General features: G+C 49.1%; 16 protein-coding genes. 9 read left to right on the top strand and 7 right to left on the bottom strand.

The window, feature by feature from the left end:
* Nucleotide 1: 1 nt before the first annotated feature.
* Both AXA67_12565 and AXA67_12560 read left to right on the top strand, forming a co-directional pair.
* Nucleotides 2–664, top strand: a complete 663-nt coding sequence (locus AXA67_12565) for a hypothetical protein (GenBank protein ID KXJ39879.1) — start codon at nucleotides 2–4, stop codon at nucleotides 662–664.
* 55 nt (nucleotides 665–719) lie between these two features.
* On the top strand, nucleotides 720–1,286 hold the full coding sequence (locus AXA67_12560; protein ID KXJ39878.1) for a hypothetical protein: 567 nt from the start codon (nucleotides 720–722) through the stop codon (nucleotides 1,284–1,286).
* Between the two features lie 221 nt (nucleotides 1,287–1,507).
* On the opposite strand, the gene AXA67_12555 is transcribed toward AXA67_12560, so the two are convergent.
* Together AXA67_12555 and AXA67_12550 are read right to left on the bottom strand one after the other, a co-directional pair.
* Entirely contained in the window at nucleotides 1,508–2,938 is a 1,431-nt protein-coding gene (locus AXA67_12555; GenBank protein KXJ40185.1) for an RNA-splicing ligase RtcB, read from the bottom strand.
* A 9-nt stretch (nucleotides 2,939–2,947) separates the two neighbouring features.
* On the bottom strand, nucleotides 2,948–3,346 hold the full coding sequence (locus tag AXA67_12550) for an archease (protein ID KXJ40184.1): 399 nt from the start codon (nucleotides 3,344–3,346) through the stop codon (nucleotides 2,948–2,950).
* 79 nt (nucleotides 3,347–3,425) lie between these two features.
* On the opposite strand from AXA67_12550, the gene AXA67_12545 reads away from it, so the two are divergent.
* Entirely contained in the window at nucleotides 3,426–3,905 is a 480-nt protein-coding gene (locus tag AXA67_12545) for a hypothetical protein (protein ID KXJ39877.1), read from the top strand.
* Here the strand turns inward: AXA67_12545 and AXA67_12540 are convergent.
* The 5 genes from AXA67_12540 to AXA67_12520 all read right to left on the bottom strand — a co-directional run bounded on the left by AXA67_12540 (nucleotide 3,902) and on the right by AXA67_12520 (nucleotide 8,484).
* The gene (locus AXA67_12540) at nucleotides 3,902–4,858 is read right to left on the bottom strand and encodes a metallophosphoesterase (GenBank protein ID KXJ39876.1); all 957 of its coding nucleotides are present in this window, start codon (nucleotides 4,856–4,858) and stop codon (nucleotides 3,902–3,904) included. The two genes, AXA67_12545 and AXA67_12540, sit on opposite strands and share 4 nt — an antisense overlap.
* Nucleotides 4,836–5,885, bottom strand: a complete 1,050-nt coding sequence (locus AXA67_12535) for a hypothetical protein (protein ID KXJ39875.1) — start codon at nucleotides 5,883–5,885, stop codon at nucleotides 4,836–4,838. Before AXA67_12535 ends, AXA67_12540 begins: the two co-directional genes overlap by 23 nt.
* A gap of 166 nt (nucleotides 5,886–6,051) precedes the next feature.
* Nucleotides 6,052–6,300, bottom strand: coding sequence for a hypothetical protein (locus AXA67_12530; protein ID KXJ39874.1), 249 nt, complete (start codon nucleotides 6,298–6,300; stop codon nucleotides 6,052–6,054).
* Nucleotides 6,297–7,274, bottom strand: a complete 978-nt coding sequence (locus AXA67_12525; GenBank protein KXJ39873.1) for a peptidase S49 — start codon at nucleotides 7,272–7,274, stop codon at nucleotides 6,297–6,299. Before AXA67_12525 ends, AXA67_12530 begins: the two co-directional genes overlap by 4 nt.
* 100 nt (nucleotides 7,275–7,374) lie before the next feature.
* Entirely contained in the window at nucleotides 7,375–8,484 is a 1,110-nt protein-coding gene (locus AXA67_12520) for a sorbosone dehydrogenase (protein ID KXJ39872.1), read from the bottom strand.
* A gap of 301 nt (nucleotides 8,485–8,785) precedes the next feature.
* On the opposite strand from AXA67_12520, the gene AXA67_12515 reads away from it, so the two are divergent.
* From AXA67_12515 to AXA67_12490, 6 genes are all read left to right on the top strand, one after another.
* Nucleotides 8,786–9,688: a zinc metalloprotease HtpX gene (locus AXA67_12515; GenBank protein KXJ39871.1), complete on the top strand. Its 903-nt coding sequence runs from the start codon at nucleotides 8,786–8,788 to the stop codon at nucleotides 9,686–9,688.
* A 353-nt stretch (nucleotides 9,689–10,041) separates the two neighbouring features.
* Nucleotides 10,042–10,707 carry a hypothetical protein gene (locus AXA67_12510; GenBank protein ID KXJ39870.1) on the top strand — a complete coding sequence of 222 codons (666 nt, stop codon included), beginning with the start codon at nucleotides 10,042–10,044 and terminating at the stop codon, nucleotides 10,705–10,707.
* Between the two features lie 322 nt (nucleotides 10,708–11,029).
* Complete coding sequence (locus AXA67_12505; protein ID KXJ39869.1) at nucleotides 11,030–11,941, top strand: hypothetical protein; 912 nt, start codon at nucleotides 11,030–11,032, stop codon at nucleotides 11,939–11,941.
* Complete coding sequence (locus AXA67_12500; GenBank protein KXJ39868.1) at nucleotides 11,938–14,175, top strand: hypothetical protein; 2,238 nt, start codon at nucleotides 11,938–11,940, stop codon at nucleotides 14,173–14,175. Before AXA67_12505 ends, AXA67_12500 begins: the two co-directional genes overlap by 4 nt.
* Nucleotides 14,168–14,611 carry a two-component system response regulator gene (locus tag AXA67_12495; GenBank protein KXJ39867.1) on the top strand — a complete coding sequence of 148 codons (444 nt, stop codon included), beginning with the start codon at nucleotides 14,168–14,170 and terminating at the stop codon, nucleotides 14,609–14,611. The genes AXA67_12500 and AXA67_12495 overlap by 8 nt, the downstream gene beginning before the upstream one ends.
* Nucleotides 14,598–16,325, top strand: a complete 1,728-nt coding sequence (locus AXA67_12490) for a hypothetical protein (GenBank protein KXJ39866.1) — start codon at nucleotides 14,598–14,600, stop codon at nucleotides 16,323–16,325. Before AXA67_12495 ends, AXA67_12490 begins: the two co-directional genes overlap by 14 nt.
* Nucleotides 16,326–16,454: the final 129 nt, after the last annotated feature.

Below are 16,454 nucleotides of genomic sequence, written 5' to 3'. Positions count from 1 at the left end.
TATGCGTTCCCCTTTTTCCATGTTTCACTTCTTGATGTTCTTTTTTCTGCTGGTTTTCCTGCTGACCTTTATCCAGTTGCAGTTGATTACCCTCTCTTTCCAAAAGCTTGGCTTGTCGCCGGAAGCCACCATGCTGATGCTTTTAGGCTCACTGCTCGGTAGCTGGATCAATCTGCCTCTGTTTTCTATGCGCGCCGATCCCCCACCCGAGATCATCGAAACCCCGTTCGGCTTGTTGAAACCCCCGCCCCTGCCCTTCACAGGCCGCACCATCATCGCCGTCAATGTCGGAGGCTGCTTGGTGCCTATCTTGTTTTCTGCCTATTTGATCAACCGGCTCGACCTCCCGCTCCCACCCCTTTTGCTCGGCGTTGCCATCGTTTCGGGCCTCAGCTATTTCCTCAGCCGTCCCATTCCCGGCATGGGGATCGCCATGCCCGCTTTGATCGCACCTTTGGCCGCCGCAGTTGTCGCCATCATTTTGGGCGATGAATACCGCGCGCCTTTCGCCTACATTTGCGGCACCTTGGGGGTATTGATCGGCGCCGATATTCTCCACCTTAAAGATATTCGCCACCTGGGCTCGCCCATCGCCTCCATTGGCGGCGCCGGGACTTTTGACGGCATCTTTATCACTGGGGTGATCGCCGTATTATTGGCTTGAAACCACCTTCTGATACAATCAAATCAATACTGTCAATAGGTATCGAGGTGATTTTATGAATGTTGCAATCGTACCCAAACGCCACCGCATTACGGTCGAAGAATTCCAGCGCATGGGGGAAGCGGGGATTTTTCCCGAAGACAAACGGGTGGAATTGATTGAGGGGGAAATTATTGATATGGGGCCAATCGGCAATCCACACGCAAGTTCGGTACGCAAATTGATTCATACGCTCTCGAGGCAAATCAATGGCAAGGCATTGTTGGATGTACAAAACCCCATCCTGCTGGACGAGTCTTCGGAGCCGCAACCCGATATTGTGATACTGCGGCCACGGTCGGATTTTTACGCAACCCACACTCCCACGGCAAAAGATGTATTACTACTGATAGAAGTCGCCGACACCTCCCTCGATTACGACCACAACGTCAAAATCCCCCTCTATGCCCGCCATGGAATCCCAGAAGTATGGTTAATCGACCTGGAAAATCAGGTTATCGAAGTGTACCGCAACCCCACGCCCCAAGGATATACCAGCGTCCAGGCATACCAGGCCGGGGAAATCATACAGGCAGAAACCATTTCCGGGATCAAACTGAATCCAGGTCAATTGTTCGATTAACAACTCAGCAGAATCGAGGTTATTCCATGAATGCCGTCATAAACCGGGGGAAATCTTGCAGGCATCGACCCTAAAGGGAATCGAGATCGACCCTTCCGAACTTTTCCCGAATCCGCCCTCACGGCCAAGGGTTAAGAATCGCTGAATACTTCACCGATTCCCGAGGTACAAGGCAGTACCGCCAAAATCAAGGGCATAGCGTGACCTTATGAGTAAGTTTCTTATCCCTTGATACACACCAAAGGCCGCATTTTAACAACAAGACTGGCCAGCCCTGCCTTATCCGCCACGCGCACTACCGCGTCCACATCCTTGTAAGCTTCCGGTGCTTCCTCTGCTACCCCACGGAAAGAAGGACTGCGGACAATGATCCCTTGCTGTTCCAATTCGCTGATGAGCGTCTGGCCTTTCCAGGTTTTGTTCGCCTGACGGCGGCTCATCCTCCGCCCGGCGCCATGACAAGCAGAAGATAATGACAACTTTTCACTATCATCAGTCCCTATCAAAATATAAGATGCCGTCCCCATGGAACCACCGATAATGACAGGTTGCCCCGTTTCCCTGAATACTTCGGGAAGCTCAGGGTGCCCTGGGCCAAACGCCCGCGTGGCGCCTTTGCGATGCACATAAACCTGTTTTGCTTGTCCGTCGAATTTGTGGGTTTCCACTTTGCAAGTATTGTGGGAAACGTCATAGATCAATGCCAAATCCGCTTCGGGGAATAATTCGGCAAATACTTTGCGCACCAGATGGGTAATGATTTGACGATTAGCCAGTGCGCAGTTGATGGCCGAACGCATGGCCCCCAAATAACTTTGGCCCACTGGGGAATTCAAAGGCGCGCAAGCCAATTCCCGGTCCGGTAGTTCAATGCCTGCTTCTTGGGCGGCTTTTTGCATTTTTTTCAGGTATTCGGTACCGATTTGATGACCAAGCCCCCGGGAACCGCAATGGATGGTGACAACAATATCGTCCAGTTCCAACCCCAATACCCTGGCAACCTCGGGTGAATAAACATCGGAAACCACCTGCACTTCCAGATAATGGTTCCCAGAACCCAAAGTCCCCATTTCCCGGCGCTGGCGCTTGCGGGCTTTGGCGGAAACTTCACTGGGAACCGCGCCGGCCATGCAACCTTTTTCTTCAATCCGTTCCAGATCTTCGGGCCTGCCGTAACCTTGTTCCACGGCCCACTTGGCACCACCGGCCAGCATCGCATCCATTTCCGATTCGCTAAGGCTTATTTGTCCCCGGCTCCCAACCCCTGCCGGCACGGTGCTAAACAAAGCTTCAGCAAGAGTCTGTTTGACGGGCTCGATATCCTCTCGTTTCAAACCCGTGCGCAGTGTCCGCACGCCGCAGGAGATATCAAATCCGACCCCACCCGCGGAAATTACCCCGCCTTGATCGGGATCGAAAGCCGCCACCCCGCCAATGGGAAAACCATAGCCCCAGTGGGCATCGGGCATCACATAACAGGCACCGACAATGCCAGGCAAAGTGGTGACGTTAGCAGCCTGTTCGGCAACCTTGTCATCCATTTCCTGGATTAATTCACGGTCGGCGAAAATCAAGACCGGCGCCCGCATCTTTCCCTTGGGCGGGATACGCCAGAGACATTCATCGAGCTGTACCAGTTGGCTAATATCCATCATTGCACCTTACACATCGAGAATACATTGGGCCATCCATTGGCCGTCTTCGGTTTGGCCCACCTTCAGTTCCGTGTAGGTTGCTCCTTTGACCTCCACCGCTGGCTGATGTTTCTGCCGATCTACCGGCTCCCCCCAGCAATCTGCCTTGAGGCGATGATCATCGATGGTAACTTGAAAGCGGCTGAATAACATACCGCGCACCGCCATTTCATATATCACTGCATTGAGGAAATCCACCAGCAGATCTTCGAGACTATCGCCATCTTCCCGCTCGACTTCTATCGTCATTTTTTCCCGGGGATCGACATGATTAGGATTGCAAATCACCGCAGTCATAGCCACTGCCGTCTGGGCAAATGCCTCCTCTGGCGTTGACCCAAACCCCCGTACGCCGATATCGGCCATGTGTTCAAAGTGTTCCCACTTGCCCGCCACGCTCACAACCCTAACTGATATGATGTTTCAAAATAATATGGGGCCTGACATGCTCGAATTCAAGTTGCTGCTTTTAGTGTTGGTAGCCAATGGCGCACCGGTGATTGCTTGGGATATCTTCAAAGAACGCTATGCGCTACCACTGGACGCTGGTCTAAAGCTTGCCGATGGCCTGCCTTTATTTGGCAGCGCCAAAACCTGGCGGGGGATTATTGCCTCTCTAGCGGTCACCCCCGTATTCGCCCAGTTATTGGGCATGAATGCAAGCATCGGATTTACCATTGCGGCGTCGGCCATGGCGGGAGATTTGATCTCGAGCTTTTGCAAACGGCGATTAGGGATTGAATCGAGCGGCAAAGCGCCGGGGCTGGATCAAATTCCTGAAAGTTTGCTGCCCTTGCTTGCTGTCAAGAACCAATTCGACTTGGATTGGGAAACCATTTCTTTATTGGTAGCGGTGTTTTTCGTGCTGGAGATTACCATCTCTCCCCTGCTCTACCAGCTGGGCATCCGCAAGCGGCCTTATTAACCCCGACGCAAAGTGTGCAAGACCACTTCAGGCAGGCAATTGAGGCGTACATCCACCACGCTTACCCCACAGCCCCGGGAGGTAAATCCCTGTAAACCCGCGTACTCCCAAGCCCCGGCACATAACGCATAAGGCGCATTGGCATTGCGTATGAGAGGAACCCCCCCAGGCAGACAAATCTGGCCACCATGGGTATGACCACACAGCATCAAATCGCATTTGGCATAGGCGGCGTTGCGATAAATTTCCGGAGAGTGGGCCAATAGAATTGTCGTTGCGTGATCGGGAATGGCATCCAGCGCTTTCTCCAGATTATCGGCCCGGTAGTAGTGGGGATCGTCAATGCCTGCCAAATAGATGGCGGCGCCATCGCGTTCAATTTTCACTGCCTCATTCATTAACATTTGAATGCCCATGGCCTCCATTCCTGGAACCATGCAAAGGGTGTCGTGGTTGCCCAAAACGCCAAAAAGCGGTCCTTTCAATCGCGGGATAACTCGTTTTAATCCCTCCAGGCATGGCTGCCAGGGACCAAAGGTACGCGCCCGGAAATCGCCAGTGAAAACGCACACATCGTATTCCAGATTGTGGATGGCAGCAGAAAGCACTTCCGGTATATCCGGGCTCATATCCAGGTGCAAATCGGTCAGATGAAGCAGGGTGTAACCGTCAAATTCAGAGGGTAAGCGGGACAACCAGACTTCGTTCTGGGTAACCTGGATTTTTCGGGCATTACGTTTTCCGCGTCCGTGCAGTCCACACAGTCTCAAAGTATGACGGATCATTCCGTGAATGGAATACCAATTTTCAATATGGAAGAAATTGCGTCCCAACCCCCCAAAGACGCGCCTTTCAAAATCTAGCTCCATCCCCAGACGCTGATTCATGTGGGCCCGGCCAACGCGCTGCTCCAGCACTTTTTGCAGGGCTTTATCCACGGGTGGCGCTTTCATGGCCGCCAACCTGCCATGTTTGCCCACCAAAACTCAGCAGTGCCTCTTGATATAAACGCTCGGGCTCTTTTTTGTAGCGGGTGGAAAAATGAAAGGGAATCATTCTTTTTGCGCCAACCCGGCGGGCGATTTGTCCCGCCTGCCACGCGGTCAAATGATATTTTTCGGTAGCAGATTCGACTTCCTCCTGGGAAAAACTGGCTTCAATAAAAAGCCAATCCACGCCGGTTAACAGGGCTTGTAATGCTTGACGATTCGCTTCACAGTAAAGTGTATCCACCACATAACCGATTTTCAAACCAGGGACGATTTGTAAGATCTTGGCTTTCAGTTCTCCCAATAAATAACGCTGCTCGTATTCTCCCCGCCTATCACACCATTTGACCACAATCGGGAAATCATCCGGTTTGCCCTGGAACACGGCTTGTTTTAAATCTTGCAGCCAAGGCCCGGTAGGCAACCCCAGTTCGTCTAGCTTGTTTTTCCATACATTGACGTGAAGCGGCTCTTCCAGTAAAAAGGCCAGACACGGAATCTTATGATCCAGAACCGTAGATTTCACTTTCAACCCTGGCTCATCCAAGAGTATATTATTTCTCACTGGAATAGGATCTAATCCTTCTTTGACGAAGGCTTTGCGACAACGGAACCGGGCCCGCTGCAGCCATTCTCCCCCATCCCATTGGTGTGCGATAAAAACCAACTCATCCGAATAGTTTTCCACCAAGTTCCAGGTGTATCCTCCCAACCGGTTCGCCACGTGATCAATAAAGCCTGTTGGACCATATAAATGGATAGTCATCGCCCGGCCCAAACATACCCGTAACAAGTAATCGAAGCCATAGAAGTGATCCATATGGGCATGGGAAACGAAAATATGTGTCAAACGCAGCAGCTTTCTGGGAGACAGCGCATGAATATCCCCAAGATCAAATAAAAGCGCCCGTCTTTGAAACAGAAATTCGATGTAGAGCGCGGGATCGCCAAAGGGATCGTTGACCAAATGCGCCTGAAAAGCAGGTTTCACTGATATAGATAATGTAAAAAAATTGTAATTGGATAGTTATGACACCGAAGAGTAGCAATCTAGTTGCCAGCAACATTTTATCTAACGGATAGCTCCAGCGGACAAAGATTCAATCAGCATCAAAACCTTATAAACTAATAAATTAACCCCAAACTTTCTGGTGAAATTACTTAATGATTTTTCCGGTCTTGCTGTCTACTTTTATATGCTGTACTCGTCCATCGGGGGTTAAAATGCGGATGATATGATATTTGGCCCCTTGCTCCTCCACGGTTTTACCACCCAACACCCGGCCACCCAATTCTTTTTGAACGATTTTAGCCGCTTCATCCATATTAACTGGCTTTTCTTCAGCGAATACGGAAGACGCTGCCAACAGCATTGCAAGCCCTATATTTTTTAGAGTAATTTTCATCGCAGTCCTCCATTCCCTGCTAGCGCTTGCCAGACCACATTACCCAAGGTAGAACCCACTTGACGGGATAATCGATCAAAAAAGTTTTCCTGGGGGGTAAAATTGACAATCTTTTCCGCACCAATGACTTCCTTGGCTACTGAGCGGTCATCACCGATACCATCGGCCAAACCCAATTCCACGCTTTTGCTGCCTGTCCAGATTAAACCGGAAAATAATTTCGGATCGTCTTTTAACCGATCTCCCCGGCCTCGTTTCACGGCGGCAATAAATTGCTGGTGGATTTCCTTCAACAAGCCTTGAACATGGGCTTTTTCTTCGGGCTTGACGGGGGAAAAGGGATCCAGCAATGCTTTATGTTCGCCGGCCGTCAATAAACGACGCTCCACGCCCAGCTTGCGAAGGGTTTCCACAAACCCGAAACCGTTCATGATGACGCCGATGGAGCCGACGATGCTGGAAGGATTGACATAGATCTTGTCAGCAGCGGCGGCAATATAATAACAACCGGAAGCGCAAACATCCGAAACGACGGCGATGACTGGTAAATCAGGTTTTTCCTGTTTAAGCCGCCGGATCGCCTCATAAACATAGGCGGCTTGAACCGGGCTGCCACCGGGTGAATTCATGCGCAGGACAATGCCTTTGGTCTGCTGGTTCTCCGCCGCCCTTTTTAATCCTTTAATCAAATTTTCAGCATTGCCAGGGGCTTTTTCGACAATGATGCCGTTCACATCCACAGCGGCGGTATGGGGTTTATCTCCGATAAAGCCCGTCGACATGGGCCTGAGCGCCGTTAATGTCACGCCTAATAAATAGGCAAAAAACAAAAACTTGAAGAAAATACTCCAACGCCTGGCCCGGCGCTGCTCAGCAATACCTTCCAGAGCCAGCTTTTCCAATACTTCCCGTTCCCAGGAGAAAGCCTTATCCCGTCTGCCTGGGACCGAATCTGAATGATGCGAATCGGTCATTTTTACTCCTAATATTTACAATTTCATCCTTTACACTCCTCCCTGCATTATGCTTTCTAGTCATAATAGGACAGCCACTGTGAACCTAAGCGTAATAACGCTATTTTTCCTTGACAAAGCGGATCCGGTAGATTGCTCCCCTGTGATCATCAGAGACAAGCAAAGAACCGTCAGGCATTTGCAGTATATCCACGGGACGGCCAAGGACTCTGCCGCGCGGCTGTAACCATCCCTGCGCAAAAACCGTTTCTTCCACGGGAACACCCTTCTTGAATTTTAGCGTGACAATCCGATAACCCACGGGATTGGAACGGTTCCAGGAGCCATGCTGGGCAACAAAAAGTTGCCCTTGATAGACATTCGGAAATTGATCGCCGGTATAAAAGCGGATGCCCAACGGCGCCACATGGGCGTCAAACCGCCATGCGGGGGGAATAAAGTCACCGCAGGAGGCTTCCGTCCCGTAGCGGGGATCCGGGATATCACCACCGTGGCAATAGGGATAGCCAAAATGCATCCCTTTTTTGGGCGCATGATTGAGCTCGTCGGGTGGACGATCATCCCCCAGCCAATCCCGGCCGTTATCGGTAAACCAAAGAGTTTTACTTTGTGGGTGCCAATCAAAGCCAACGCTGTTGCGCACCCCCTCGGCAAAAATCTCAAACCCGCTGCCATCCAGGTTCAAGCGGACAATGGTCGCGTAGATCCTTTCCCGGGACAGACATACGTTACAAGGCGCGCCTACCGCTGTATAAAGCTTATTATCCGGCCCGATCCGTAGATATTTCCAGCCGTGCCAGAGATCATTGGGAAAGCGGTCGAAGATCACTTTAGGTTTGGGGGGATTTTGCAGGTGTTTGCCTATTTGATCGAAACGGATAATCCGCGAGACCTCGGCCACATACAGATTGCCTTGATGTACCACTACGCCGTTGGGCATTTTCAAGCCTTTGGCGAGGATATATTTTTTGTCCGCACGCCCATCGCCATTGACGTCACGCAAGGCATAGACTTTCCCCTCGGTACGCGTCCCCACGTAAACGGTGCCATCCTCCCCTAAAGCCAACGAGCGGGCGTTGGGCACCTCTTTGGCAAAATACTCAATTTGAAACCCTGGAGGCAACTTAATGGCGGAAAGAATGGAATCGGCCTGTGCCCAAGCCATTGGTGGCAGGCTCAACAAAATCAGGAAAAAAGCTGCAAGTTTCATTTGTTTGCCCTCCACACTATAAAACGAATGCTTCTTATTATCATGGTTAAAGATTTTTTCGTCTATTCCAAATCGGTTAGGCCATATTCTTAAATTTCGGCCTTGAAACTTTTCGTTACCTCCCCCATCTAGAGCATTAGCCCAAAGAATGAAACACACCTTGTACCGGTCTTTTGCGTGAAAGGCAATCTTTTCCCCTTACTTAATCGTTTATAATTGCGCGGGGTAGAGATTGCCCTAACATTTACGAGACCACGCATTTGCAAACAGTGTTTTTGCTATCCAGGAGGAACCATAACCTATGCGAATATTACTTTTTCTAGCAACTAATGGCGCTATTTTGCTGGCCATCAGCATCTTGTTTCAAGTGCTAGGACTGGGAACCTACCTAGATCGCCAGGGGATACATTTGGATTTGAACGCTCTGCTCCTTTTTTCTGCCCTCATCGGCATGAGTGGGTCGCTGATTTCCTTAGTTCTATCCAAATGGATGGCCAAATCATCCATGGGGGTCTATATCATCGAACACCCGACCAATCAAACCGAGGCATGGCTTGTTTCCACTGTGGAACGGCTTGCCAGGCAAGCCGGCATTGGTATGCCGGAAGTGGGGATTTTCAACCTCCCTGAAGCCAACGCCTTCGCCACGGGCATGAGTAAAAACGAAGCCTTGGTTGCGGTCAGCACCCGCCTATTGGAAACTATGGATGCCGACGAGATAGAAGCTGTGCTCGGCCACGAAATCAGTCACGTTGCCAACGGCGATATGGTGACACTGGCCTTGGTACAAGGCGTGGTCAACACCTTTGTCTACTTCTTCGCCACCATTATCGGTCATTTGGTAGACCGGACATTATTCCAATCCCGGGATGATGAAGGCGGTTATTACGGTTATGGACCGGCCTACTACATTACCCAACTCATCGCTCAAGTTGTCCTGTCCATTTTTGCCACCATGATTGTCATGTGGTTTTCCCGCTGGCGGGAATTCAGGGCAGACGCCGGCGGCGCCCGCTTGGCGGGGCGCTCTAAAATGATCGCCGCGCTGGAAGCCCTGCGCCGGCTTTCCCAACCCCATGACTTACCCGGAGAATTCGCCGCCTTTGGCATCAACGGCGCCATTGGCCGTGGCATTGCCCGGCTCTTTATGAGTCACCCTCCCATCGAAGAAAGAATCGAGGCACTCAAGCGGCTGCAAAGCTAAAATCTGGCGGCCTTGAGGCCGCCTTTTTTAAACCTATCAAACCTGTCAATCCTGCGACTACAAATTGTGCCCTCGTAAAGAAGGCGTTTCAGATTACGGTTTGATACACCCTTCCCATTACAATGGAATAACTCGGGTTAACGCTACCGTCATTCGAGAACCCAAAACTTCATCTTATAGCGGCTCAGCCATGGACCTTGAGCGTTAGGTGCAGTAAGCTGACGTTCTGGTAAGGCTGACTTTTTAGTTTGTTATTACCGGGATTATTCATCCCTATAACCGTGGGACGAAAACAAAGTCACTATGGCTTTCACGCCTAGTACAAACAGGCAATCCATAATATGGAGGTAACCATGAAGCTATCTAGAATTTTTTTGGGGCTGTTTTTTGTATCGATCAGCAGCATAAGCTGCCTTGCTTTGGCTGAAGACGAATATGAAGTCACCATTACAAACCTGACCCGAGGGCAAACCTTTTCCCCCATCTTAGCCTTGACCCACAAGCAAGGCATCCACGCTTTTATGGCGGGTGAGCCTGCCATTTCTCAATTAGTTGCCATTGCCGAAGAAGGCAATACGGCTCCCGCATTGAGTCTGATATCTCAATTTCCTAATTTAATCAAAGACGGCAAGGATTCTGGAGGACCGTTGACTCCGGGCAAAAAAACCACTCTCCTTCTCAAGGGCGATGATAATGCGACCCACCTTACCGTGCTTTCAATGCTAATTTTCAGTAACGACGCATTTCTGGCATTAAATGGCCAGCCACTGCCCACCAGCGATCAATCTGTGACTTATTTCGTCAACGCTTTTGACGCCGGCAGCGAAGCCAATGACGAAAGCTGTAGCAATATCCCCGGGCAGTTGCCGGGAGAATGCGCCAATCCCGCAGTCAAAGGCGAAGGCGAAGGTTTTGTACATATCCATTCAGGCATTCATGGTATCGGGGATCTAACTCCGGCACAGTATGACTGGAGAAATCCGGTTGCCAAAATTACCATTCGAAAGGTAGCAAAATAGCCTTAATCATAGTTACAAAATGTTCCTTGCCCGAATCCGGCAGCAGCTGGCATCGGGCTAGCATTACAGGATTCAGCCAAGGAAACTCTGAAAAGTCCATTTTGTACATTGCAAAGTTAAGGAAAGCAAAAAGCACGCTTTTTGCTTTCCTTACATTAAACGACTTTCCCCGGCCCTTGAGCAAAAAAAGCTCAAGGACCATTTATTAATTATTGACATATACATATGGCCGCAGTACATTCCGCCCTAGATATTTAATGAGGAAATTCTCATTATTGCGTTTCCGTTTTTAGCGCTGTTCATAGCGTTTGGTTATGCGTTATTGGGCGGGTGTTCAGATAGTTCCGACCTTCCTCTGCTTGATCTAAATCAAGCGGCAAGCAGAGAAGAAATTCGCCTTGCCATTTCCAGTCAGGGCAAACCTCAAAGTTGGAAATTTGGTTTTGACTTACGCAATAGCCCCAAAGAGGATGCCCGCCAATATCTGCCATTGCTAAATTATTTGGAACGCACTACCCGTCTTGAATTTACTCTGCATTTCAGTCCCAGCGCTCACCAACTTATTGATGACCTAACGCGAGGCAAGATACATTTTGCTGTGATTGGCGCTGGAAGTTATCTCGTTGCCCGCCATAACCGTGCCTCCATTCGGCCCCTAGTGCGGGGCGTAAATGCCAAGGGTGATGCAGGCTACCGCGCTGTCATTGTTGTTTTGCCTGGGAGTGCCTTAAAAAACCTACGCGATTTAAAAGGTAAGCGGTTTGTTTTCGGCAGTAGAACATCCACCCAAGGCTATTGGATACCCCGTATCATGCTTTACAAGGCGGGTTTAAGGCTCCAGGATTTGGGATCTTATATTTTTGCAGGTTCTCACCAAGGTTGTGTGGAAAAAGTCATGGCGGCTCTGGCAGATGCTTGCGGCATGCAAGACACGCTTGCTTTGCGGCTAATCGCCGCTGGAAGGGTACGTCCATTAGCCATTTCCGAGCTATACCCCTCTAGTGGAATCTTTAGCCACAGGAGCGTGCCAGAGGATATTCGCCAAAAAGTGCGACAAGCATTGATTGATTTCGACCCCCGAGGCAAGGACAAGCCAGGGCTATATCATTGGGAAGCCACAGAAATGCCCAAGGGTTTTGTAGCCGCCAGTGAAAAAGATTACAGGCCTTTACAGATCTGGGCTGAAAAACTCCATCTACTCGAGCCCCTTCTTTTACCTGAAGATCCAAAATGAGCTTGTCCCGCCAAATTCTATTGCTTGTCACTGGGCTATTGTTGGTTACCGTATTGGCCTTAACCTTGTTCATCACTCACATATACAAACAAGCTTATCAACAAGAACTTCATCGCCACACTCAAGGATTGCACCTTCTGTTGGCTGAAACCCTTACTGATAAAGTCATTAACGGCAAGCAAATAGAAACCGAGCAACTGCTGAAACAAGAGCAACAAACAGAACCGGAGATTGCCTACCTCTACCTCACCGACTTCAACGGCCGTCTTTTCGCCCATACCTTTCAGGAAGGATTTCCCCTAAGTTTATTAGACACCCTAAGATACCCTGACGGCGAAGACAATTTTCTTCATTTCCACACCTCAAGTTTCACCATTGAGCACTTTAGCGCGCCCTTAATTTCGGGGCTGCCAGCCCACCTTTACATAGGCATCAGCAATAAGCAATTACAGGACAATCTGCAGGCGTTATACCAGCAAGTGCTCATCGCATCAGTATTTATATTTGTCTTAGGCGTTATCCTCACCATTATCACCGTCAAGCGGATTTCCAACCCCTTAAAGCAACTGACTAATTTGGTAAAGCGCTTTGGCCAAGGCAAACCAATTGCTTCAGATGAAGTTCCCCTCACAGGTTCCAAGGAACTGAATCTTTTAGGAAAGTCCTTTACCGCTATGATGGCAGAACGGCAGAATCTCCAAATACAAATACAATCGCGCCAACAATTTCTCGATAAATTATTCGACACTTCCCCCGTGGGCCTGGCCCTTTGCGAAATGGATGGCACCTTGGTCAAGGTCAATTCCGCGTTTGCAAGAATCATCGGTTACACAAAGGATGAAGTCCTTGGGCTAACCTACTGGCAAATCACGCCTAAATGTTACATGGATCAAGAGCAAGTCCAACTGGATGCCTTGCGCCAACACAGCCGGTATGGACCCTATGAAAAGGAATATCTACACAAAGATGGATATCGCGTCCCAATCAGGCTCTCGGGATTACTCATTGAAGAGGAAGGGCAACAGTACATTTGGTCTTCTGTGGAAGACATCAGTGCGTTTCGCAAAGCCAATGAATTAGAAAGACGTCTCCGTCATATTTTTCAGTACTCCTATGAAGAGTTGTACCTGTTTGATGGTGAATCACTCAGGTTCATACAAGTATCTCAAGGCGCATTAAACAACCTCGGTTATTCCCTACAGGAAATGCAGCAGCTCACGCCCCTTGACTTAAAAACCGATTACACCTTATCGGCTTACACCCACATGCTTAAACCGCTACGCCAAGGAAAAGTGCCCATACTCATCTTCGAAACGCGTCACCGCCGCAAAGATGGCAGCTTCTATCCGGTTGATGTTCGCTTGCAATATTCACAAAACTGCGAACAAACTCTTTTCTTTGCCATGATAGTTGATCTTACCGAACGCAAACGCCTTGAAAAGCAATTAGCCGAACATCGTGATCATCTCGAACAATTAGTTGCGAGCAGAACCGCCCAACTCCAGGCGGCGAACACAGAGCTGGAATCATTTTCCTATTCTGTTTCTCACGATTTGCGCTCGCCTCTTAGGGCTATTGATGGATTTAGCCTGGCGTTAATTGAGGATTATAGCGACCAGCTCGATGAAACCGCCCTGGATTATCTCAATCGGGTCAGGCAAGGTGCACAGCGGATGAGTGCATTAATTGATGATTTATTGCAATTATCTAGAATCAATAAGGCTGCGTTGAATTGGCAAAATATTGATCTCTCCCAATTGGCAAAGCACATCATTAGCGAACTGCAAGCAACAGAACCTGATCGTCATATCACTTTTATCATTGGCCAAAACCTTACGGTTAAAGGGGATGAAAAGTTGCTTAGAATTATGCTAGAAAATCTACTCAGCAATGCTTGGAAATTTACTTCTAAGAAAACCGACGCGCTGATTACATTTGATCGAATGGGGGATCGGCCGGAGGTATTTTATATTGCTGATAATGGGGCGGGATTTGATATGCGTTATGCCGACAAGCTTTTTGGTGCCTTCCAACGCCTTCACCAAACCAGTGAATTCCCGGGTACTGGCGTTGGGCTCGCCACCGTACAACGGATCATCCTTCGCCACGGCGGTAAGATTTGGACGGAAGCGGAAATCGATCAAGGGGCCGCTTTCTTTTTTACCTTGGTTGCCCAAGCAGGTCAAACAGAGCCTCAACAGGAAGCCGATTCAAAGGAAGTCCAGCATGGATAATAAAATCATACTCCTAGTCGAAGATAATCCTGACGATGAAGCTTTGACACTACGGGCTCTGCGCAAACATAATTTGGCCAATAAAATCATCGTTGCCCGGGACGGCCAAGAAGCACTCGATTATCTATTCGGGGAAGGCGCCTACAGCAACCGTGATACTTCCATCCTGCCTCAAGTTATTCTACTAGACCTGAAACTTCCTAAAATCGATGGTCTGCGAGTTTTAGAACGCTTACGTGCAAACCGCCACACTCGTTCAATTCCAGTAGTCATTCTCACTTCTTCCAATGAAGAACAAGACATGATCCGCAGCTATGATTTAGGCGCCAATAGCTATGTACGCAAACCGGTGGATTTTGTGCAATTTGTTGAAGCAGCCCGGCAACTTGGACTTTATTGGCTAGTATTGAACGAGGTCCCCTATGGGGAAAACTGATTGCAAGGAAATCCGGATACTGATTGTAGAAGATTCCGAGGACGATGCCCTTCTCATTGTCCGGGAAATTCAACACGGCGGCTATACCGTGCTGATGGCGAGAGTCGATTCAGAACTAACCATGAAGACTGCGCTCGGAGAGAAAACCTGGGATTTGGTCATTGCCGACCATAATTTACCCGGATTTGATTCCAAGCGTGCCTTGGAAATCGTTCGCCAGTTCAATCCAAATATGCCATTTATTCTTGTTTCCGGCAGCATCGGTGAGGAAGTCGCCGTGGATGCCATGAAATCAGGCGCCCACGACTATGTAATGAAATGCAATCTTGCTCGCTTACTACCCGCCGTCGAACGCGAGCTAAGGGAAGCGGAAAACCGCCGCGCCCATCAGAAAGCCGAGGCTCTCATTCGCCATATGGCTTTTCACGACAGTCTTACCGGTTTAATTAATCGCGTCAGATTCGAACAGGGCTTAAATGAAGCCGTAATGGAAGCAAACGAAGAGGGCAATATCCACGCCCTACTTTATCTCGATTTGGATCAGTTCAAAGTCATCAATGACACCTGTGGACATCTGGCGGGCGATGAACTCTTACGGCGTCTAGCTCAACAACTGCAACGGAAAATTCGCGATAGCGACGCACTTGCTAGGCTCGGAGGAGATGAATTTGGAATTTTGCTGCGGCATTGTCCACTACAAAGAGCTGAACAAATTGCGCAAACGCTTTTACAGAGTATTCAGTCCTATCAATTTATATGGGAAAACCGGCACTTTAAGGTGGGCGCCAGCATTGGCGTGGTTCCCATTGAAGGTAATGGGAATGCTCAAACGTTGTTAAGCCTGGCAGACATGGCTTGTTACGCCGCCAAAGATCAAGGCCGCAATCGCGTCCATGTATATACAGAAGGCGATAAACTGATTACTCAGCGCTTCGGAGAAATGCATTGGCTGCAACGGCTTCGCGCTGCAGTGGAAAATGACAGCTTGGTTTTATTTCAGCAGCAAATTCTACCCCTTCAAGTCGGCAACCCGCATTATGAATTGCTGCTTAGGATGGAAGATGAGGAACATCATCTTATTACGCCAGATTATTTTATACCCGCCGCTGAGCGTTATAATTTCATGGCGGAAGTTGACCGTTGGGTTATTCGCCATACTTGTGAACAAATTCAGCATCAACAACTGCTTACCGGGAATCAAGCAACAATCGCTGCCTATTTTATCAATCTGTCAGCCAACTCTCTCAGCGATGCTAGCCTGATCAACTATATCCAGCGACAATTAAATAGCCATGGTATTCCCCCTCAGTGTATCGGTTTCGAAATCACCGAAACTGCTGCTATTGCAGATTTAGAAAATGCCCTAGAGCTAATTCAAGCCTTGCGTAAAATGGGATGTAAAGTCGCGCTCGATGATTTCGGTACAGGCATGACCTCTTTTTCTTATCTTAAGTCCTTGACGGTGGACTATATTAAAATTGATGGAAGTTTTGTCCAAGCCATGCTGGAGAATGAAATCGACAAAGCGATTGTAGAGTCGGTCAACACTATCTGCCATATTGCCGGCATGCAAACCGTCGCGGAATTTGTAGAATCCGAAGCAATTCTCCAAAATCTCACAGTGATGGGGGTTGATTATGCCCAAGGCTGGGCCATTCACTATCCCTCACTTTTCACCAAACAGGGAAAGCATTTACTCCCCCATTGCTTGTAAGCTCTTCGCTCCTTCCGCGACTAAATTGAGCATTAGAAATAAAATCGCTTCCTAAAACGAATTTAATATCATTCAACCCCAAATCAATGGGAATCAAAACCAATAGCTGGATCAGGTTACTCCTCCTCG

Source organism: Methylothermaceae bacteria B42, from assembly GCA_001566965.1.
In the GTDB taxonomy this organism is placed as follows: domain Bacteria; phylum Pseudomonadota; class Gammaproteobacteria; order Methylococcales; family Methylothermaceae; genus Methylohalobius.
Note: the sequence above shows the minus strand (reverse complement) of the source record. Positions and strands in the feature narration are given on the sequence as shown.